Raw genomic sequence first — 19793 nt, forward strand, 5'->3', positions numbered from 1 at the left:
ATTGGAAATAACAAAATGTATTGTATTAAATTTGTAGCTATACTTAATAAAGCAAATTAAAATGAATATTAAAAAACACATCCCGAACACTATTACGTTGCTAAATCTTTTTTGTGGTTGTATTGCGATGGTTTTTGTGAGTAAACAAGAGTTTGAAGTCGCCTTTTTTTTTGTTTTTTTAGGGATTTTCTTTGATTTTTTTGATGGTTTTTTTGCACGTTTGTTTAAAGTTACCGGAGAATTAGGATTGCAGTTGGATTCCTTAGCAGATATGGTAACCAGCGGTGTGGTTCCGGGTTATGTGATGTATTTTTTACTGGAAAACAGTCAGCACGAAATTTCAAGCAGTTCTGTTTTTCCTTTTTTAGGTTTTGTAATTACGCTGGGTTCCTGTTATCGTTTGGCTTTTTTTAATATTGATACTCGTCAGACCGAATCGTTTATTGGTTTGCCAACTCCGGCTAATTCATTGTTTGTATTGAGTCTGCCATTAGTGGTAAGCTATTCTGATTCGTTATTTGTATTAGAATTGCTTAGCAGCCAGTGGGTGTTGCTGCTCATTACGGCTTTTAGCGCTTATATTCTAAATGCTGAGATTCCGTTGTTTTCATTAAAAATTAAAAAATTTACTTTCAAAGATAACCTGCTTCAAATAGTGTTTTTAGCACTTTCGGTATTATTAGTATTCTTTTTTCAATACGCGGGAGTTCCACTTGTTATTATCAGTTATGTGTTTTTATCTGTTGTGAATAATAGGTTTTCGTTAGATGGCAAAACAAAATAACAGACGTCGCACTACGACATACAGAAAGCCGAAGAAGAAGTCTTCAGTAGTATTGAAAAAGACAATTAAAACAGGTGTTATTGTTTTTTTTATAGCTCTTTTTTTGGGTACAGTTTACCATTACAGAGATGGATTAGCTTATTATTTCAGTTTTAAAACCGATAAAGTTTTAGACAAAGAAGCCAGAGCTAAAAAACTTTCAGATGTACGTAATTATCAGGTTTTAGAAAAAAATGAAGCCAAAGCTATTGGGATTGATGTTTCAGAATATCAGGGCGATATTGAATGGGATGCAGTAGAAACTTTAGACAATGACTATAAAATTTCGTTTGTTTTTATCAGAGCTACTGTGGGTGATGACAGGCTGGACAAAAGATTTAAGGAGAATTGGCTCAAGGCCAAAGAAAATAAGCTGATTCGGGGTGCTTATCATTATTATCGTCCCAATGAAAATTCAATTGAACAAGCCGAACTTTTTATAAAAAACGTCACTTTGCAAAAAGGGGATTTGCCACCGGTTCTCGATATCGAACAATTGCCTAAAAATCAATCTGTCGGTCGTTTAAAAATAGGACTCAGACGCTGGTTAAATAAAATAGAGGAGCATTATAAAGTAAAACCGATAATCTATACAGGGGAACGCTATTATGATGATTTTCTGAAAGAAGAATTCTCAGATTATTTGTTTTGGATTGCTAATTATAATTTTTACAGAGAGAAATTAGACGAAGACTGGTTGTTCTGGCAATTTACTGAAAAAGCCACTGTTTCCGGTATCAATGGGAATGTGGATGTCAATATTTTTAATGGCGATTTACAGCAATTGCAGTTTATTACCAAAGAGTAGTTTCAGATTTCAGATTTCAGATTAAGACCATTAAACATCGAGTCTAAAATCTAATTTTTATATGCTGCTATTTAAATTCTGCAGACTGCTTTTTAATTAAAATTCTAATTTCTTTTTTCTCAGTTCGAAATTTTGTCCTAAATACACTCTGCGTACCATTTCGTCTTCTACTAATTCTTCCGGTTTTCCGGCTTTTAAGATGCCACCTTCAAACATCAAATAAGTTTTATCGGTAATGGCTAAAGTTTCCTGAACGTTGTGATCGGTAATTAAGATTCCGATATTTTTATTTTTTAATTGCGCTACAATTCTTTGAATGTCTTCAACAGCTACAGGGTCAACTCCGGCAAAAGGTTCGTCCAGTAAGATAAATTTAGGATCAGTAGCCAGGCAACGGGCAATTTCTGTACGACGGCGTTCACCTCCTGAAAGTAAATCACCACGATTGGTGCGGATATGCTCCAGACTAAATTCGGCTATAAGGCTTTCCATTTTTGCAATTTGGGCTTCTTTGGGTAATTTTGTTAATTGTAAAACACTCAGGATGTTGTCTTCAATACTCAGTTTTCTAAACACAGAAGCTTCCTGAGCGAGATAACCAATTCCCTGTTGCGCTCTTTTGTACATTGGGTAATTTGTAATATCAGTATTGTCAAGATGGATGCTTCCGGCATTGGGTTTAACTAGCCCTACGATCATGTAAAAAGAGGTTGTTTTTCCGGCTCCGTTAGGGCCTAATAAACCCACAATCTCTCCCTGATTGACTTCGACCGAAATGCCTTTTACCACACTTCTTCCTTTGTACGTTTTTACTAAATTATCGGCTCTTAAAATCATCTTAAGTTGGGTTGTTTGAGTATCTGTTCATTAGATTCTTCGACAAATTAACGAATAACCAGACAAACAAATAAACACATTAACAATTTATTATTTTTTTAGCGCTAAGCCTTTTTCTTTTTTTACCACTAAAACAGAAAGAAAGATACTCGCTTCATAAATTAATAACATTGGGATAGCAACAATTGTTTGACTTACCACATCAGGAGGAGTAACTATTGCGGCTATAATTAACACCAGTACAATGGCATATTTTCGGTATGTTCTTAGAAAAGCAGGAGTTACCAGTCCCAGTTTAGTCAGGAAATAAATGATGATTGGGAGTTCAAAAAATAATCCGCTGGCTATAACAGAAGTTTTTACCATCCCGATATAAGAATCCAAAGTGAATTGGTTAATTACAGTTGGGCTGACAGTAAAAGTAGCCACAAAATTCACGGACATAGGAATTACGACAAAATAACCAAAAATAACCCCGAGAAAGAATAGCAAAGAGGAGAAAAAGATAAAAACTTTGGCATTTTTCTTTTCGTTCTGATACAAAGCAGGGCTTATAAATTTCCAGACTTCCCATAGAATATACGGGAAACTGAGTATAAAGCCAAACAGGATACATATCCAGATAAAAACATTTACCTGACCTTCCATTTGTGTGTTCTGGATGATAAAAGGCATTTCGGTAATACAGATGCTGTCTGCAAAACCCAGACTATGTGATAATTCGCAGAAGTATACATAAGTAAAAAACCCGGGTCTGGTAGGGCCAAAAATAATAGTGTCAAATAAGTAATCACTAATAAAATAGGTTACTATTGCCATAATAATTACCGCGATAGTGCTTCGGACTAATAACCATCTTAAATCTTCAAGATGATCTAAAAACGACATTTCGTTTGTGTTTTTTTTTGCCATTATAGGATTCCTTCTTTTAGTATGTCATGTAAATGTAGTACTCCTTTGTATTGCTCATTATCAATAACAATAAGTTGAGTAATAGAGTGATTTTCCAAAATTTGTAAAGCATCAATAGCCATGGTCTCTGATGAGGTTGATTTTGGGTTTTTGGTCATAATATCTTTTGCAGTCAAATCGGTAAAAGTATCTCTGTCGTTTAGCATCCTTCTGATATCACCATCCGTAATAATTCCTACTACTTTGTTGTTCTCAATTACTGCTGTTACTCCCAGTCTTTTTTCAGATATTTCAAAAATCACTTTTTTAATAGCGGTATCAGGGCTAACAATTGGTTTCTGACTGTGTGCAATCATGTCTTTTACCCGGAGTAAAAGTCTTTTGCCCAGAGCGCCTCCCGGATGGTATTTAGCAAAATCTTCTGCTTTGAAATCACGCATTTCCATTAGGCAAATAGCAAGTGCATCTCCCATTACTAATTGGGCTGTGGTGCTGTTTGTAGGAGCTAAGTTAATAGGGCATGCTTCTGCATCTACGGTTGTATTGAGAACATAATCGGAACCTTTAGCAAGAGCAGAATTGATGTTTCCGCTAATTCCTATTAATGGGTTTCCGTCTCTTTTTAATAATGGAATAAGTGCTTTGATTTCCGGACTGTTACCACTTTTAGAAATGCAAATGATGACATCGTCTTTTTGGATCATTCCTAAGTCACCATGAATGGCTTCGGCAGCGTGAAGAAACATCGAAGGCGTCCCTGTAGAGTTAAAAGTCGCTACCATTTTCTGACCGATGATAGCACTTTTTCCTATCCCTGTAACTACAAGACGCCCTTTAGATTGAAAGATAATTTCTACAGCTTTTGAAAAATTTTCATCTAGGTAATCAATTAGTTTTACAATTGCTTCACTTTCAGATAATATGGTTTTTTTGGCAATGCCCAATATATTTTCTTTGGATATCAAAACTGAATGTTTAAAATTTGTGTGTGTAAAAGAAATTTGTATCTTTATGTGATGCAAATTTATACAAAATACCATATAATAAAGAATGAATTCAAACGAAATTGATATCCATAAAGAATTAAAGAAATATTTTGGCTTTAGTCAATTTAAGGGATTACAGGAACAAGTGATTACAAGCTTAATGAACAAGCAGAATACATTTGTAATAATGCCTACAGGTGGAGGAAAATCGTTATGTTATCAGTTGCCTGCTTTAATTCAGGAAGGAACTGCAGTGGTAGTTTCTCCATTAATTGCATTAATGAAAAATCAGGTAGATGCGATACGAAGTTTGTCTTCAGAAAACGGCATCGCCCATGTTTTAAATTCTTCACTAACAAAGACCGAAATTGCTCAGGTAAAAAAAGATATTACTTCGGGATTAACTAAATTATTGTATGTAGCCCCGGAATCACTGACTAAAGAAGAAAATGTCAATTTCCTGAAAAGTGTCACCGTTTCTTTCGTTGCTATAGACGAGGCACATTGTATCTCTGAATGGGGGCATGATTTTAGACCTGAATACCGAAATCTGAAAAATATAATTAAACAAATAGGTGAAGTGCCGGTTATAGGTCTTACTGCTACGGCAACTCCTAAAGTACAGGAAGATATTCTTAAAAATCTGGATATGTCTAATGCGGTTACCTTTAAAGCTTCTTTTAACAGACCTAATTTGTATTACGAAGTACGTACTAAGACTAAAAATGTGGAATCGGATATTATTCGTTTCATTCGTCAGCATAAAGGGAAATCAGGGGTTATTTATTGTTTAAGCCGTAAAAAAGTAGAAGCCATTGCCGAGGTATTAAAAGTCAATGGTATAAGCGCTGTTCCTTATCATGCCGGACTGGATGCTAAAACCAGAGCCAAACATCAGGATATGTTTTTAATGGAAGATGTAGAAGTGGTGGTGGCTACGATTGCTTTCGGAATGGGAATTGATAAACCAGACGTTCGTTTTGTAATTCATCACGATATTCCTAAATCATTAGAAAGTTATTATCAGGAAACAGGGCGAGCCGGCCGAGATGGAGGCGAGGGACATTGTCTTGCTTATTATTCTTATAAAGATGTAGAGAAATTAGAAAAATTCATGTCAGGTAAACCGGTTGCCGAGCAGGAAATTGGTTTTGCGTTGTTACAGGAAGTGGTCGCTTATGCTGAAACGTCTATGTCCCGAAGAAAATTTTTACTGCATTATTTTGGGGAAGAATTTGACAGCGAAACCGGGGAAGGAGCTGATATGGATGATAATGTCAGAAATCCCAAAACCAAAGTTGAGGCGAAAGATGAAGTGGTTAAGCTCTTGGAAGTAGTTCGTGATACCAAACATTTATATAAGTCTAAAGAAATTGTTTTTACCTTAATAGGTCGTGTGAATGCTGTTATAAAAGCGCATCGTACCGATTCACAATCTTTTTTTGGTTGTGGTACAGCACATGACGAAAAATATTGGATGGCTCTGTTGAGACAGGTTTTAGTAGAGGGGTATTTGTCAAAAGATATTGAGACTTATGGTATTGTAAAAATCACCCAGAAAGGTTTGGATTTTATTGCTAATCCAACTTCATTTATGATGTCAGAAGATCATGAATACAGTGATGCGGAAGACGAAGCGATAGTAACCGCAGCTAAATCTGCTGGTACTGCCGATGAAGCCTTGATGGAAATGTTACGTGACTTACGTAAAAAAGTAGCTAAAAAATTAGGAGTACCTCCTTTTGTGGTTTTTCAGGAGCCTTCATTAGAAGATATGGCTTTGAAATATCCAATTTCTCAAGCTGAATTGATTAATATTCATGGTGTTGGGGAAGGAAAAGCTAAAAAATATGGTGCCGAATTCATTGCTTTAATCAATAGATATGTTGAAGATAATGACATTATAAGACCAGATGATCTGGTTGTTAAATCTACCGGAACTAATTCGGCTAATAAGTTATATATTATTCAAAATATTGACAGAAAATTATCTTTGGATGATATTGCAAAAGCAAAAGGTTTAACAATGGATGCGTTAATTAAAGAAATGGAGCAAATTGTATATTCGGGAACTAAATTGAATATTAAGTACTGGATTGATGATATGCTTGATGAAGATCAACAGGAAGAAATTCATGACTATTTCATGGAATCCAAAACCGATAAAATAGAAGAAGCCTTAAAAGAATTTGAAGGAGATTACGATATTGACGAATTGCGATTAATGCGTATCAAATTTATCAGTGAAGTAGCAAATTAGATTTATATTGCAGGCTTAAAGTTTCAGATTTCAGATTAATTCTTTTTAATAAAGTGTTAATCTGAATTTTTTTTGCCTTCTGTTTTCTGCCTTCTAAAATCTGCGCTCTATTCGGTGAAAAGTTCCCCACGATGTGGTTTTAAGGTATCTCTTACCTGAATCATATTTTCATCAGTAACTACCATAAAAGCTATGGCTTGCATTTCGCCATGTACCTCAAATCCGGTAATGTTTAAAGGAAGTTTTTCTATCGCAATATATTCTTTTAAATGTATTTCGTGGTGTTCTGCCGTTTTTGCAGCAGCAGGTCCGCGGAAATCCCAAATTAATTTTATTTTTCTGGACATTTTTTATCGTAAAAGTTTCAATTGCAAAAGTACGAAGACTATTTTGAAAATGGATTTTATATTCGTAAACTAATTTTCGATTCAAAATCGTATTTTTGCAACTTCTTTCATAAAAAGAAAGCTAATAGAAAATAAAATACAATGCCAAAAGAACTTTTACTTCAGGTAACTCCGGAAATTGCTGCAAATGAATTGTTGCTTAAAGACTATTTGTCCAAACAAATAAAAGTGATTCCACAGGAAATTGAGCATGTTAGTATTTTAAAACGTTCGATTGATGCCCGACAAAAAGTGGTTAAAATCAATTTGAAAGTACTTATTTATCTTAAAGGAGATACTTTTCAGGAAAATATATTACAACTTCCTGATTATCCTAATGTCTCCAATGCTCAGGAAGTAATTGTGGTAGGTGCAGGACCGGCGGGACTTTTTGCAGCATTGCAACTAATAGAATTGGGTTTGAAACCAATTGTTATTGAACGAGGAAAAGATGTGCGTGGACGACGTCGTGATTTAAAAGCAATTAATCGGGATCATATTGTAGATGAGGATTCTAATTATTGTTTTGGAGAAGGAGGAGCCGGAACCTATTCGGATGGAAAATTATATACCCGTTCTAAAAAAAGAGGCGATGTCAACCGGATTTTAGAATTATTAGTAGCTTACGGAGCTACTTCTGATATTTTAGTCGATGCACATCCGCACATTGGAACGAATAAATTACCAAAGATTATTGAAGACATCCGTGAGAAAATCAAAGAATGTGGCGGTCAGGTCTTGTTTGAAACACGGGTAACCGATATCTTAATTAAGAATAATGAGGTAGAAGGTGTTGTTGTCCAGAACGGGGATCGAATTTTAGCCAATAAATTAATTTTGGCTACGGGGCATTCGGCTAGAGATATTTTTGAATTATTGGATAGAAAAAAAATATTTATTGAAGCAAAGCCTTTTGCTTTAGGCGTAAGAGCTGAACATCCGCAATCCTTAATTGACAGCATTCAGTATAGCTGCGATTTTCGTGGAGAATTGTTACCACCCGCGCCTTATAGTATCGTAAAGCAAGTAGGCGGTAGAGGAATGTATTCTTTTTGTATGTGTCCGGGGGGTGTTATAGCTCCTTGTGCAACCAGTCCCGGTGAAGTAGTGACTAATGGATGGTCGCCTTCTAAACGAGATCAGGCAACAGCTAATTCGGGGATTGTAGTTGAATTAAAATTAGAAGATTTTAAACCATTTGCTAAGTTTGGGGCTTTGGCAGGAATGGAATTTCAAAAAAGCATTGAACAAAAAGCATGGCATCTGGCAGGGCAGACTCAAAAAGTTCCTGCGCAAAAGATGATTGATTTTACCCAGTCTAAAGTTTCAAAAGATATTCCTAAAACTTCTTATGTTCCCGGAACTACACCAGTAGAGTTAGGACAGGTTTTTCCCGGTTTTTTAACGCAAATATTACGCGAAGGGTTTACTGCTTTTGGGAAATCCATGCGTGGCTATCTGACTAATGAGGCTATTTTACATGCTCCTGAATCCAGAACATCGTCGCCAGTAAGAATTCCAAGAGACGGAATTACATTGGAACATCTGCAAATAAAAGGTTTGTATCCCTGCGGTGAAGGAGCTGGTTATGCGGGTGGAATTATTTCGGCAGCTATTGATGGTGAAAAATGCGCTTTAAAAATTGGCGAATCTTTAAATAAAAATCCCCGAATAATTGCTTAGTCGGGGATTGTGAAATTATTTCTTTTTTAATCGGTCTTTAAAAACCTTTTCAAATTTTTCTAATTTGGGTTGGATTACTAATCTACAATAGGGTTTGTTTTTGTTGTATTCGTAATAATCCTGATGGTAATTTTCGGCTTTGTAGAATTTTTTTAAAGGTTCTACTTTGGTTACAATAGGGTTATTGTATACTTTGTTTTTGTTTAAATCATTGATAATGTCTGTTGCCGTTTTTCTTTGTTCGTCATTTCTGTAAAAAATTACCGAGCGATATTGTGTTCCTACATCTGCCCCTTGACGATTCAATGTGGTTGGGTCGTGAACGGTAAAAAATACTTTTAGAATTTCGTCTAAATTGGTTTTGCTTTTATCAAAAGTAATTTGAACAACTTCGGCGTGTCCTGTTTTTCCGGTACATACTTCATCGTAACTTGGGTTAACTGTTGTTCCTCCTGAAAAACCGGAAACGACTGTTTTTACTCCGTCAAGATTTTCAAAGATAGCTTCAATGCACCAATAACAACCTCCTCCAAGAGTTATGGTTTCTGTGTTTGAAGTGTTTTTTTTATTACTATCTTGTCCCATCATGCTTATAGAAAGCAGTAAGAATATTAAAAGTGAATTTTTCATAATGTTGTTTTTTAACTGATGTATCCGAATTATTTGCTGTCAGGGATGAAATCTAATGCAATAGAGTTCATGCAATATCTTTTTCCTGTAGGAGGAGGTCCATCATCAAAAAGATGTCCTAAATGGCCACCGCATCTTCCACAAAGTACTTCTATACGTTCCATGTTGTATGAATAATCGTTTTTATAAGTAACACTTTTTTTATTTTCCTGCTCAAAAAAACTAGGCCATCCACAACTACTAGAGAACTTGGCGGTAGAGCGAAATAATAAATTACCACAGGAGGCACAATAGTAAGTTCCTTTGTCTTCAGTGTTCCAGTATTTTCCTGTAAATGCTCTTTCTGTTTCGGCATGACGCATAACCAGATAAACGTCTTCCGGAAGTACTTTTTTCCATTCGGCATCACTAAGTTTTAGTTTTGTAGTGTCGGTGTTAGAGTAGTATGGATTGCCGGGTTTACTGATTTTATTATCAGATGTTTTTTTAATTGTTACTGTGTTTTTTTTGTTTTGTCCGCAGGCGGTAAACATAAATACAGGCAATAATAAAAGCAGATTAATTAGGGTTTTTGTTTTCATTTTTTTGTCTTTAATGTGTTTTTTTATAATCTAAATATTGCTGTGTAATGGTTTGACACTAACAAAGATAACGGTCGTTTTCAGTTTTTAATGTCGGTTCGTTTACATTTTAACAGCTATTTATGGCTTGTTTAACTTATTATATATACGATTTAAGCATATTTTCGGTTTTAAAAGCAAGGTGTTGTCAGATATTATTATTGTCTCTTTTAGTGAATGAAATTCAGTTTGATTTATATTTTGAAAGAGAACGTTAAAGCCTTATGGTTTCCTTATCTTTTTTGTATTTTTGTCTAGCTATAAAAAAATATGACAGAAGAAAACGTAATACTGGTTAATGAAAATGATGAGCAAATTGGCTTGATGCCAAAATTAGAAGCTCATGAAAAAGCGGTATTACACCGTGCTTTTTCGGTTTTTGTGTTAAATGATAAAAATCAATTGATGCTGCAGCAGCGGGCACATCATAAATATCATTCTCCAATGTTGTGGACTAATACCTGCTGCAGTCACCAGCGTGAAAGTGAAACTAATCTTGAGGCAGGAAACAGAAGACTGATGGAGGAAATGGGGTTTGAAACTCCGCTTAAAGAATTGTTTCATTTTATATATAAAGCACCATTCGATAACGGATTAACGGAGCATGAGTTAGATCATGTTATGATTGGTAATTATAATGAAGCCCCATTGATTAATTCAGATGAAGTGGAGTCCTGGAAATGGATGGATATTGAGGCTGTGAAAGAGGATATTTTAATTCATCCGGAGATCTATACCGTATGGTTTAAAATCATTTTCGATAAATTTTATCATTATCTGGAAGCGCATAAAGTTTAAAACTAATTTTTTGAATCTAAAATTGGATTATGAGAGTAACAATAAGCAGAAAGGCTCATTTTAACGCAGCACATCGTTTGTATCGCAAGGACTGGACTTCTGAGCAAAATGATGCTGTCTTTGGCAAATGTAATAATCCTAATTTTCACGGTCATAATTATGAATTAACAGCAAGTGTTACAGGGGCTATTGATCCTGAAACGGGTTTTGTAATGGATGCGAAGATCCTGGCAGATATTATAAAAAAAGAAGTCGAAGATGCTTTTGATCATAAAAATCTAAATCTGGATGTGCCCGAATTTGAGCATTTAAATCCTACTGCAGAAAATATTGCTGTGGTAATCTGGAATAAACTCAGAATGCATATTGAATCTGAATTTGATTTAGAAGTAGTGCTTTACGAAACGCCCAGAAATTTTGTAAGTTATAAAGGATTGTGATGTATTTAAATCGCTGGAAAACTCATTTATTTTAAATAAAACAGAAACGAGATAAATTTAAACTAAGAATAATGAAGAATATATACCCATTACAATTTGAACCCATTTTGAAGGACCGAATCTGGGGAGGAGAAAAATTAAAAACAGTACTTAATAAACCAATTACTTCACCAACGACCGGTGAGAGTTGGGAATTATCTACTGTTGAAGGAGATGTAAGTGTGATTTCTAATGGTGTTTTAAAAGGGAAATCACTACTTGAACTGATTGATGATATTCCTAATGAAATATTAGGTACAGCAGTTTATAAAAAGTTTGGAAAGCAATTCCCGTTACTTTTTAAATACTTAGATGCCCGTGAAGATTTATCAATTCAGGTGCATCCTAACGATGCTTTGGCAAAAGAACGTCATAATTCTTTTGGTAAAACAGAAATGTGGTACATCATGCAGGCTGATACAGATGCCCGTATTATAGTAGGTTTCAAAGAAAAATCGAATGCAGATGAATATGTTAAAAATCTGGAGAATAAAAGCTTGCTTTCAATTCTGGATGATGTAAAAGTAAAATCGGGAGACGTGTTTTTTCTGGAAACAGGAACGGTTCATGCTATTGGAGCAGGATTAGTAGTAGCTGAGATTCAGCAGACTTCTGATATTACTTACCGTATTTATGATTTTGACAGGGTAGATGCTAATGGAAATGGACGTGAATTGCATATAGATTTAGCATTGGATGCTATTAATTATGAAAAGACAGATACTTATAAACAATATGATAAAGTAGCTAATCAATCGAATGAAGTGGTTGACTGTCCTTATTTTACAACTAACTTTATTCCTCTGGAAGGAGATCTTTTAGCAAAAAAGACAGGAGAAACATTTACAGTTTACATGTGTGTAGAAGGTAGTTTTGAGATTGAATGTAATGGGGCTCAGTATTCTTATAAAAAAGGAGATACGGTTTTAATTCCTGCGGCTATGAGTGAGTTGGTTTTGAGTGGAAAAGCTTCTATTTTAGAAATTTACATTTCATAGTGGCTAATAAAAAGTTTATGTGTACTTTTGCAGACGCAAATTAAAATTAAAATAAAAATGGCAAACGTTAAGAATTTAAAGAAAGACATCAACTACGTTTTAGGTGATATTATAGAAGCGGTTTATTTGTTTGAACTTTCTACTTCAGGAAAACCTACAGAAGAAACGAATAATTTAATTGATGAGGCTATTGCTGCTTTTGATAATTTGATTGCAAAAGTGAATGCTAAGAATGTAGAAAATAAGAAAGCACACTTCAAGCAAATCAATGTAGAACTGGAACAAACTGCAAATCAGCTGATTGCTAAAATCAACGAATTGTAGTCAAAAAAAAGCGAAAAAAGTGTAAATTTCCTTTGGAAAATTAAAATTCAGATGTATATTTGCACCCGTAATAATGACGCCGATGTAGCTCAGCTGGCTAGAGCAGCTGATTTGTAATCAGCAGGTCGTGGGTTCGAGTCCCTCTATCGGCTCAAAAAAAACATCTAATTATTTTAGATGTTTTTTTTTTGTTTTTAGACTTTGTGTTAGTTGATATAAAAAAAATGCCGTCTGTTTGATTACAGACGGCATTTCTTATTATTTCGATTTATTTGAAATTATATTTTTATCGGTTTTTCTGCAGTAAATATAAAATAAAAACCGATAAGTATAAAAGGAATACTTAGCCATTGACCTGTAGAAAGTAATCCTAAGGCGTTTTCAAAACCACCCTGGCTCTCTTTAACAGATTCCACTACCATTCGTACTGAAAATAATAATACTAAAAACAACCCAAATAAAAATCCTGATTTTTCTCTGGTTTCTGTTTTCCAGTATAGGTAAAACAGAATTGCAAATACAAAAACGTAGCAAAATGCTTCATATAATTGTGCCGGATGTTTAACAGGTACCTGAGTTAATAAGTTAGCGAATTTAGGATTTGTAGCAATGGCTGTGTAGGCTTCTTTCGGGTTTGGAATCTGTGTAGCATTTACAGCATCCGCTTTGCTGAAATAATCATGAATAAATTTTACACCAAAAGCAGAGTTAGTTTCTTTTCCAACAATTTCTGAATTGAAAAAATTACCAAGTCTTACAAAGATGGCACCACTGGCTACAGCGATTACCACACGGTCTAAAATCCAGAGCAAAGGTCTTTTTAATATTTTTTTGCTGTAATAATACATAGCAACAATTATTGATATTGCTGCTCCATGACTTGCGAGTCCCTGATATCCTGTGAATTCAAATTTAGGTGAAAATCTGAATGGTAAAAATATTTCAAGAAGATGGTTTCTGAAATATTCCCAATCATAAAATAAAACATGTCCTAAGCGGGCACCAATGAGTGTAGCAAGAACTGTCCAGACAAATAAAGAATCCAGTTTTTCAAGAGATTCATTTTCACGTTCAAAAATGTTTTTCATAATGTACCAGCCTAATCCAAAGGCAACTACAAACATTAAACTGTAGTATCTAATTATAAAAAAGCCTAAGTCGATACCTTCTGAAGGATTCCAAACGATATTTAAAGCGTGTGTCATGTATTTTTTTTTATATGTAAAAGTAAATATTTTAAGTAAAACCGGTACTAATTAAAGGTTAATGTTTGTGACTGTTTCTTTTTTCAGGAACGGGATCGTAACCGCTTTTGCCCCATGGATGACAGCTAAAGATTCTTTTTAGGCCTAAATAGCTTCCACGGAAAAGACCATGAATTTTTAGAGCTTCAATCATATAAGCAGAACACGTGGGTGTGAATCTGCATGTTGCCGGCGTTAGTGGCGAAATGACTAGCTGGTAAATTCGCACCAAAATTACAAACGGCAAGATGATGATTTTTGAAAACATTTTTGCTATTTATGAAATGATTTTAAATTATAATAAAATATTCTCACGTATGATTTTATAAAATCAGATGCTAAAGCTGGTTCCTTCTTTGCTGTCTTTAAGTTGAATTCCTAAAGCTGATAACTGGTCTCTAATGTGATCAGACATGGCAAAATCTTTATCGGCACGTGCTTTATTTCGCATGTTTATTAGCATGTTTATGGTTCCTTCCAATTTGTCATTGCTGCTATCAGCTGTTTTTTGATTCTCTAATCCCAGCACATCAAATACGAAAGATTCCATTGTTGTTGAAAGAATTTCTAAATCTGCAACGCTGATGGTTTCTTTGTTTTCTTTTAACAGATTGACAAAACGTACCCCTTCAAATAATTGGGCGATTAAGATTGGGGTATTAAAGTCATCGTTCATCGCATCGTAGCAAAGTTGTTTCCAGCTTGCAATATCAACTGTACTATTGCCTGCGGTTTTTATTTGCTTTAGCGAATCAATGGCTTCCATTAGTCTTTTATATCCTTTTTCTGCGGCCATAATTGCTTCGTCCGAAAAGTCAAGAATGCTTCTATAATGTGCCTGCAGCATAAAAAAACGCGCTACTGAAGCTGAAAAAGCTTTGCTGAGAATATTGTTTTTGCCTGATAGAATTTCTCCGGGTAAAATATTGTTTCCTGTAGATTTAGCCATTTTTTTACCGTTTAAAGTAAGCATGTTGGCATGCATCCAGTAATTGACAGGAGTTTGTCCGGTGCAGGCTTCATTTTGAGCGATTTCACATTCGTGGTGTGGAAATTTTAAGTCCATTCCGCCTCCGTGAATGTCAAAATGATTGCCAAGATATTTGGTACTCATAGCAGTACATTCTAAATGCCAGCCTGGAAAACCATCACTCCATGGAGAAGGCCAACGCATGATATGTTGCGGTTCAGCTTTTTTCCATAAAGCAAAATCCTGTGGGTTTCTCTTGTCTGATTGACCGTCAAGGTCTCTTGTATTGGCAAGCATATCTTCAATATTACGGCCACTCAATCTTCCGTAATGATTGGTTTTATTGAATTTTACCACATCAAAATAAACAGAGCCATTTGCTTCGTAGCCAATTCCTGAATCAATTATTTTTTTGATGATTTCAATTTGCTCAATAATATGACCTGTTGCGGTAGGTTCTATACTTGGAGGTAAAAAGTTAAATGCTTTTAGAATTTCATGAAAATCTACAGTATAACGCTGTACTACTTCCATTGGCTCTAATTGTTCTAATCTGGCTTTTTTAGCAATTTTATCTTCTCCTTCATCAACATCATCCACAATATGCCCCACGTCAGTGATGTTTCTGACGTATCTTACTTTATAACCCAAATGAATAAAATATCTGAAAATAACATCAAAAGACATAAAAGTCCTTAAGTTTCCAAGATGTACATTACTGTAAACTGTGGGTCCGCAAACATACATTCCAATGCTTCCTTCATTGATAGGTACAAATAGTTCTTTTTCTCCTGAAAGGGAATTGTATATTTTTAGTGTTTGAGTATTGTAGATTGACATGTTTTGTTTTTTGTGAGCTGTTTTTCAGTTTGTTTTCTTTTAAGAAAGGACTGAGTTTTTATGCAAATAACAGTGTTTGTTAGAATTTAGTTTCTAATTTGATATAGTCTAAAAATTCTCTTCTGCATTGTGCTTCTTTGAATTTTCCTCCAAATTCAGATGTTACAGTGCTACTTTCAATATCGCTGATTCCTCTGGAGTTTACACAAAGATGTTTGGCATCAATAACGCAGGCTACATCTTCAGTTCCTAAAGCTTGTTGTAATTCCTGAACAATCTGCATAGTAAGACGTTCCTGTACCTGAGGTCTTTTAGAATAATATTCTACAATACGATTCATTTTGGATAAACCTATTACAGTACCATTAGAAATATAAGCAACATGAGCCCGGCCAATAATAGGTAATAAGTGGTGTTCACAGGTAGAGTAAACAATAATATTTTTTTCCACCAGCATTTCACCATATTTGTAGTTGTTGTCAAAAGTAGAAGCTTTTGGTTTTCTGGCAGGGTTTAATCCACCAAAAATTTCTTTTACAAACATTTTTGCTACACGATTAGGTGTACCTTTTAAGCTGTCGTCGGTAAGATCCATTCCAAGAGTTAAAAGAATGTTTTCGACATCTTTTTTTATTTTTTCAATTTTTTCATCATCCGAAATGGCAAAAGCGTCTTCACGCATTGGATTTTGTGCACTTGAACCAATGTGATTGTCTCCTATGGAATCGTGCAGTTCTTCATTTTGTATCATTAAATACTACTGTTATAATGGGTGTATATTTTTAAGGCTGTAAAGATAATTAATATAAACTAAAGAATTTCTATAGCTTTTAATAAAAAAATAGGCGCTCTTAGGTGTTATTTGTGGTATTATTTAAAATCACAAAGACAATAACTTTTATAATTCGTTATTGTCTTTGTCTTGTGTTTTTAAAAGAAGGTTTTTGTTTTATCTTGCATTGTATGTTGCAATAGCATCTTTTAATATATTAACTGCTTTTGTTAAATCTTCCTTGTTAAGGACATAAGCAATACGTACCTGATTTAAGCCCATTCCCGGAGTGGAATAAAATCCTGCCGCTGGAGCCACCATCACGGTTTCGCCATTTAGATTATAACTTTCTAATAACCATTGTGCAAAAGTTTCGGTGTTGTCTACCGGAAGTTCGGCAATGCAATAGAATGCAGCTTTAGGCGGCGTTACTTTTACACCTTCAATTTTATGTAATTCGGTTATTAAAGTGTCTCTTCGCTCTTTGTATTCTCTGATTACTTCGTCAAAATAACTTTGCGGTGTGTCAATAGCTGCCTCACAGGCAATTTGTTCAATAGTAGGCGGACATAAACGTGCTTGCGCAAATTTCATTGCGGTTGCAATAACCTGTTTGTTTTTAGTAACCATGCAACCAATACGAGCTCCGCACATGCTGTAACGCTTAGAAACCGAATCAATCATAATTACGTTTTGTTCTAAACCGATTAGATTCATTACCGAATAATGGAGGTCTTTTTCATCGTAAATAAATTCGCGATAGACTTCATCAGCAATTAAAAACAAATCGTGTTTTTTTACTAATTCACCTAATTGCTGAATTTCAGATTCTGAATATAAATTTCCAGTCGGATTACTTGGATTACAAATTAATATAGCCTTAGTTTTAGGAGTTATTAATTTTTCAAAAGCTTCAATGGAAGGCAGAGTAAAACCGCTTTCAAAACTTGAATTCACAGGGATTACAGTAGCACTTGATTCTTCTGAAAAAGCATGATAGTTTGCATAAAAAGGTTCTGGGATGATGACTTCATCTCCCGGATCCATAATACTTCCTAATGCAAATAACAAAGCTTCAGAGCCGCCAGTAGTAATCATAATGTCAGTATGATCAACTCTTACATTTTGATTGGTATAAAACTGAGCTAATTTTTTACGATAACTTTCATAACCTGCCGACGGACCATATTCAATAATGTCCATTTTTATGTTTTTAATGGCTTGAATGGCTATTTCTGGACTTTTTATATCGGGTTGACCTATGTTTAAGTGGTATACTTTCAGGCCTTTTTTGTTAGCTATGTCAGCAAATGGTGCCAATTTACGAATTGGCGATTCAGGCATTTTACGGCCTCTTATTGAAATCTCAGGCATCTTATATAAAAATTTGCTACAAATTTGCGATTTTTTTTTTGAACTATGTCACTATCGATTTACAATTTGAAATTATATCATTTTATAAACAAGAAATTTATTAACTTTATAGAAACAGCCTTGCGATGAAAAAAATTATCTTATTTTTTTTGCTCTTTGGTTTTGCGATTTCAGCTTTTTCGCAACAGGACTTTCAATTTAAAAATACAAAAAGTAATAAGATTAGAGTTCCTGTAAAAATAATTAATAATTTAGTTTTTATTCCCGTTAAGGTAAATGGTGTTGAGCTTCTGTTTTTGTTAGATTCCGGCGTTGAAGAAACTATTTTATTTGGACTGGAAGATACTAAAGAACTTAACCTGAATCGTGTTGAGAAAATAAATATCAGAGGATTAGGAAGTAATGAAGCAGTTGAAGGTCTTAAGTCCGGAGGTAATTTATTGGAAATAGATAAATTACAGTCTGAAAATCATATGTTGTATTTAGTTTTAGATCCATTATTTAATTTATCCGCTTTTGTTGGTATTACAGTCAATGGTATTATTGGCTCGTCAGCATTTAAAAATCATTTGGTGGAAACAGATTATCGAAATAAAGTAGTTTTCTTTTATAAAACCGACTCTAAGTATCACCATAAGATTGAAAAAAAATACTCTAAAATCCCCATTTTTATAGAGAAAAACAAACCTTATGTCAATTCTTCGGTGTGGATGGACAGGGATGAAGTTAAGGCGAAACTGCTTATCGACAGTGGCAATAGTGATGCAGTCTGGCTTTTTGATCAGCTTTCCTATAAAATAGATGTACCGCAAAACAATTTTTATGATTATTTAGGACAAGGCTTAAGTGGTACAGTGGAAGGGAGGAGGGCTCGAGTGGTTAAGTTTTCGATAGGTGATTTTCAGTTTGATTTCCCTGTTGTGGCATTCCCTGATGCTGCTTCTATAAAAAATATCAGTTTGCAGTCTAATCGATTAGGATCATTGGGAGGAGCTATTTTGAAACGGTTTTCGGTTGTTTTCGATTATAAAAATAGCTGGCTGTATTTAAAGAAAAATAAATCTTACAAAGCTCCTTTCTATTATAATAAAAGCGGAATTGAGATTTGGTATACAAGTTTGCAGTTAGTGCCGCAAATGGTTATTAGTATGAACAATTCAATAGTTATAAGTGGTGAAGCTAATAAATCCGCTAATAAATACCGACTGGAGTTAAAGCCTGTTTATGAAATTGGTTATGTCCGGGAACAATCGGGGGCTTTTGAGAGTGGTCTTAAAAAAGGGGATCTTTTAGTAGCTATTGACGGAAAACCAGCATATAATTTTTCGTTATCGGAAATTAATTCTCTTTTATGGTCCGAAGAAGAAATCTGGATAGAATTAAGTATTCAGAGGGATGGAAAACTGATGGATTTCAGGTTTCGGTTACTTAATGTTTTATAAAAAAAATGCTTCCTGTTTTAAGAAAGCATTTTGAACAAGTTTTAAAGAGAAACTACTTCGCCTTTTATTTTCAGAGGAATTCTTCCTTCGTGATAATTGATGGCATTTGATTCTACTGTTATTGTTTTTCTGATTGGTCCGGGAGTCATGTCATATTTTATATCAATTTTGCTCGATTTTCCAGGTTGTACTGTTTCGTTTTGTTTTGATAAAACAGTGCAGTTGCTTGTGGAATGAACAGAATAAATGAGTAACGGAGCATCACCGGTATTGGTGTATTCAAATGAGCGAATACCATTGTCGTCTTTTTTATTGACAGTTCCGTAATCAATGGTATTATTTTGGGCTTTAAATTCTATTTTAGCTCCTTTTTGAGCAAATCCTATACCACTAAATAATAAGATTGCTGCTAATGTGGCTATTTTTTTCATGGTTGTTGGTTGTTTAAAAAGTAAATATACTTTGTTTTAATTAGTGCACAAATTTTTATTTCTCTTTTTATAGTGTACTTTATTATTTACTTTTGTTCCCGAATTAAAATACAAAAATCAGACCAAAGTAAATGGTTTATTTGTTGATGTGTTTATTTGCTAATATGGTAGTTGTT

Annotated in this window: 21 protein-coding genes and 1 tRNA gene; 10 read left to right on the top strand and 12 right to left on the bottom strand. The window is 34.4% G+C overall.

The features are described 5' to 3' along the window. The first annotated feature begins 61 nt into the window (after positions 1-61). The gene (locus tag ABS764_RS14120; protein WP_408082433.1) at positions 62-784 is read left to right on the top strand and encodes a CDP-alcohol phosphatidyltransferase family protein; all 723 of its coding nucleotides are present in this window, start codon (positions 62-64) and stop codon (positions 782-784) included. Further along, positions 768-1631, top strand: coding sequence for a glycoside hydrolase family 25 protein (locus tag ABS764_RS14125; protein ID WP_408082434.1), 864 nt, complete (start codon positions 768-770; stop codon positions 1629-1631). The genes ABS764_RS14120 and ABS764_RS14125 overlap by 17 nt, the downstream gene beginning before the upstream one ends. Before the next feature lie 96 nt (positions 1632-1727). Here the strand turns inward: ABS764_RS14125 and lptB are convergent, their stop codons facing one another. The 3 genes from lptB to ABS764_RS14140 all read right to left on the bottom strand — a co-directional run bounded on the left by lptB (position 1728) and on the right by ABS764_RS14140 (position 4345). Further along, the gene (gene lptB, locus ABS764_RS14130; RefSeq protein ID WP_408082435.1) at positions 1728-2468 is read right to left on the bottom strand and encodes an LPS export ABC transporter ATP-binding protein; all 741 of its coding nucleotides are present in this window, start codon (positions 2466-2468) and stop codon (positions 1728-1730) included. 90 nt (positions 2469-2558) lie between these two features. Next, complete coding sequence (gene tatC, locus ABS764_RS14135) at positions 2559-3380, bottom strand: twin-arginine translocase subunit TatC (protein WP_408082436.1); 822 nt, start codon at positions 3378-3380, stop codon at positions 2559-2561. After that, positions 3380-4345: a KpsF/GutQ family sugar-phosphate isomerase gene (locus tag ABS764_RS14140; RefSeq protein WP_408082437.1), complete on the bottom strand. Its 966-nt coding sequence runs from the start codon at positions 4343-4345 to the stop codon at positions 3380-3382. Before ABS764_RS14140 ends, tatC begins: the two co-directional genes overlap by 1 nt. 85 nt (positions 4346-4430) lie before the next feature. On the opposite strand from ABS764_RS14140, the gene ABS764_RS14145 reads away from it, so the two are divergent. Beyond that, positions 4431-6626, top strand: coding sequence for a RecQ family ATP-dependent DNA helicase (locus tag ABS764_RS14145; protein WP_408082438.1), 2196 nt, complete (start codon positions 4431-4433; stop codon positions 6624-6626). A 107-nt stretch (positions 6627-6733) separates the two neighbouring features. Here the strand turns inward: ABS764_RS14145 and ABS764_RS14150 are convergent, their stop codons facing one another. Further along, positions 6734-6973 (bottom strand): hypothetical protein, encoded by a 240-nt coding sequence (locus ABS764_RS14150; RefSeq protein ID WP_408082439.1) that lies wholly within the window; start codon positions 6971-6973, stop codon positions 6734-6736. Between the two features lie 141 nt (positions 6974-7114). Here ABS764_RS14150 and ABS764_RS14155 point away from each other — a divergent pair, with 141 nt between their 5' ends. Beyond that, positions 7115-8695 carry an NAD(P)/FAD-dependent oxidoreductase gene (locus ABS764_RS14155; RefSeq protein ID WP_408082440.1) on the top strand — a complete coding sequence of 527 codons (1581 nt, stop codon included), beginning with the start codon at positions 7115-7117 and terminating at the stop codon, positions 8693-8695. Between the two features lie 15 nt (positions 8696-8710). On the opposite strand, the gene msrA is transcribed toward ABS764_RS14155, so the two are convergent. Both msrA and msrB read right to left on the bottom strand, forming a co-directional pair. Next, a complete protein-coding gene (gene msrA, locus ABS764_RS14160) occupies positions 8711-9325 on the bottom strand; it encodes a peptide-methionine (S)-S-oxide reductase MsrA (protein WP_408082441.1) in 615 nt (204 codons plus the stop codon). 29 nt (positions 9326-9354) lie between these two features. Next, positions 9355-9906 carry a peptide-methionine (R)-S-oxide reductase MsrB gene (gene msrB / locus ABS764_RS14165; RefSeq protein WP_408082442.1) on the bottom strand — a complete coding sequence of 184 codons (552 nt, stop codon included), beginning with the start codon at positions 9904-9906 and terminating at the stop codon, positions 9355-9357. A gap of 309 nt (positions 9907-10215) precedes the next feature. Between msrB and idi the strand changes: the two genes are divergently transcribed. From idi to ABS764_RS14190, 5 genes are all read left to right on the top strand, one after another. Then, entirely contained in the window at positions 10216-10743 is a 528-nt protein-coding gene (idi, locus tag ABS764_RS14170) for an isopentenyl-diphosphate Delta-isomerase (RefSeq protein WP_408082443.1), read from the top strand. A gap of 29 nt (positions 10744-10772) precedes the next feature. Continuing rightward, positions 10773-11183 (top strand): 6-pyruvoyl trahydropterin synthase family protein, encoded by a 411-nt coding sequence (locus ABS764_RS14175; RefSeq protein ID WP_408082444.1) that lies wholly within the window; start codon positions 10773-10775, stop codon positions 11181-11183. 68 nt (positions 11184-11251) lie between these two features. Continuing rightward, a complete protein-coding gene (locus ABS764_RS14180; protein WP_408082459.1) occupies positions 11252-12220 on the top strand; it encodes a type I phosphomannose isomerase catalytic subunit in 969 nt (322 codons plus the stop codon). 57 nt (positions 12221-12277) lie between these two features. After that, positions 12278-12544, top strand: coding sequence for a hypothetical protein (locus tag ABS764_RS14185; RefSeq protein ID WP_408082445.1), 267 nt, complete (start codon positions 12278-12280; stop codon positions 12542-12544). A 78-nt stretch (positions 12545-12622) separates the two neighbouring features. Further along, positions 12623-12696: transfer RNA gene (locus ABS764_RS14190), tRNA-Thr, on the top strand. Positions 12697-12822: 126 nt separating this feature from the next. Here ABS764_RS14190 and lgt read toward each other — a convergent pair. The 5 genes from lgt to ABS764_RS14215 all read right to left on the bottom strand — a co-directional run bounded on the left by lgt (position 12823) and on the right by ABS764_RS14215 (position 17744). Beyond that, on the bottom strand, positions 12823-13749 hold the full coding sequence (gene lgt, locus ABS764_RS14195; RefSeq protein WP_408082446.1) for a prolipoprotein diacylglyceryl transferase: 927 nt from the start codon (positions 13747-13749) through the stop codon (positions 12823-12825). Positions 13750-13807: 58 nt separating this feature from the next. Next, positions 13808-14056 carry a membrane protein insertion efficiency factor YidD gene (gene yidD, locus ABS764_RS14200; protein WP_408082447.1) on the bottom strand — a complete coding sequence of 83 codons (249 nt, stop codon included), beginning with the start codon at positions 14054-14056 and terminating at the stop codon, positions 13808-13810. 63 nt (positions 14057-14119) lie between these two features. Then, the gene (gene cysS, locus ABS764_RS14205) at positions 14120-15598 is read right to left on the bottom strand and encodes a cysteine--tRNA ligase (protein ID WP_408082448.1); all 1479 of its coding nucleotides are present in this window, start codon (positions 15596-15598) and stop codon (positions 14120-14122) included. Positions 15599-15677: 79 nt separating this feature from the next. Then, positions 15678-16349 (bottom strand): GTP cyclohydrolase I FolE, encoded by a 672-nt coding sequence (gene folE / locus ABS764_RS14210; RefSeq protein ID WP_408082449.1) that lies wholly within the window; start codon positions 16347-16349, stop codon positions 15678-15680. Between the two features lie 198 nt (positions 16350-16547). Further along, positions 16548-17744, bottom strand: coding sequence for a pyridoxal phosphate-dependent aminotransferase (locus tag ABS764_RS14215; protein ID WP_408082450.1), 1197 nt, complete (start codon positions 17742-17744; stop codon positions 16548-16550). Between the two features lie 125 nt (positions 17745-17869). Here ABS764_RS14215 and ABS764_RS14220 point away from each other — a divergent pair, with 125 nt between their 5' ends. Continuing rightward, positions 17870-19186 (top strand): aspartyl protease family protein, encoded by a 1317-nt coding sequence (locus tag ABS764_RS14220; RefSeq protein ID WP_408082451.1) that lies wholly within the window; start codon positions 17870-17872, stop codon positions 19184-19186. A gap of 41 nt (positions 19187-19227) precedes the next feature. Here ABS764_RS14220 and ABS764_RS14225 read toward each other — a convergent pair whose 3' ends face one another. After that, on the bottom strand, positions 19228-19617 hold the full coding sequence (locus ABS764_RS14225; protein WP_408082452.1) for a DUF1573 domain-containing protein: 390 nt from the start codon (positions 19615-19617) through the stop codon (positions 19228-19230). Positions 19618-19793 lie beyond the last annotated feature (176 nt).

This window comes from Flavobacterium plantiphilum, from assembly GCF_046000495.1.
GTDB lineage: Bacteria > Bacteroidota > Bacteroidia > Flavobacteriales > Flavobacteriaceae > Flavobacterium > Flavobacterium plantiphilum.

Coding starts and splice junctions, on each gene's coding strand:
- ABS764_RS14120 (WP_408082433.1), top strand. CDS start 62: ATGAATATTAAAAAACACATCCCGAACACTATTACGTTGCTAAATCTT.
- ABS764_RS14125 (WP_408082434.1), top strand. CDS start 768: ATGGCAAAACAAAATAACAGACGTCGCACTACGACATACAGAAAGCCG.
- lptB (WP_408082435.1), bottom strand. CDS start 2,468: ATGATTTTAAGAGCCGATAATTTAGTAAAAACGTACAAAGGAAGAAGT.
- tatC (WP_408082436.1), bottom strand. CDS start 3,380: ATGGCAAAAAAAAACACAAACGAAATGTCGTTTTTAGATCATCTTGAA.
- ABS764_RS14145 (WP_408082438.1), top strand. CDS start 4,431: ATGAATTCAAACGAAATTGATATCCATAAAGAATTAAAGAAATATTTT.
- ABS764_RS14150 (WP_408082439.1), bottom strand. CDS start 6,973: ATGTCCAGAAAAATAAAATTAATTTGGGATTTCCGCGGACCTGCTGCT.
- ABS764_RS14155 (WP_408082440.1), top strand. CDS start 7,115: ATGCCAAAAGAACTTTTACTTCAGGTAACTCCGGAAATTGCTGCAAAT.
- msrA (WP_408082441.1), bottom strand. CDS start 9,325: ATGAAAAATTCACTTTTAATATTCTTACTGCTTTCTATAAGCATGATG.
- msrB (WP_408082442.1), bottom strand. CDS start 9,906: ATGAAAACAAAAACCCTAATTAATCTGCTTTTATTATTGCCTGTATTT.
- idi (WP_408082443.1), top strand. CDS start 10,216: ATGACAGAAGAAAACGTAATACTGGTTAATGAAAATGATGAGCAAATT.
- ABS764_RS14175 (WP_408082444.1), top strand. CDS start 10,773: ATGAGAGTAACAATAAGCAGAAAGGCTCATTTTAACGCAGCACATCGT.
- ABS764_RS14185 (WP_408082445.1), top strand. CDS start 12,278: ATGGCAAACGTTAAGAATTTAAAGAAAGACATCAACTACGTTTTAGGT.
- lgt (WP_408082446.1), bottom strand. CDS start 13,749: ATGACACACGCTTTAAATATCGTTTGGAATCCTTCAGAAGGTATCGAC.
- yidD (WP_408082447.1), bottom strand. CDS start 14,056: ATGTTTTCAAAAATCATCATCTTGCCGTTTGTAATTTTGGTGCGAATT.
- cysS (WP_408082448.1), bottom strand. CDS start 15,598: ATGTCAATCTACAATACTCAAACACTAAAAATATACAATTCCCTTTCA.
- folE (WP_408082449.1), bottom strand. CDS start 16,349: ATGATACAAAATGAAGAACTGCACGATTCCATAGGAGACAATCACATT.
- ABS764_RS14215 (WP_408082450.1), bottom strand. CDS start 17,744: ATGCCTGAGATTTCAATAAGAGGCCGTAAAATGCCTGAATCGCCAATT.
- ABS764_RS14220 (WP_408082451.1), top strand. CDS start 17,870: ATGAAAAAAATTATCTTATTTTTTTTGCTCTTTGGTTTTGCGATTTCA.
- ABS764_RS14225 (WP_408082452.1), bottom strand. CDS start 19,617: ATGAAAAAAATAGCCACATTAGCAGCAATCTTATTATTTAGTGGTATA.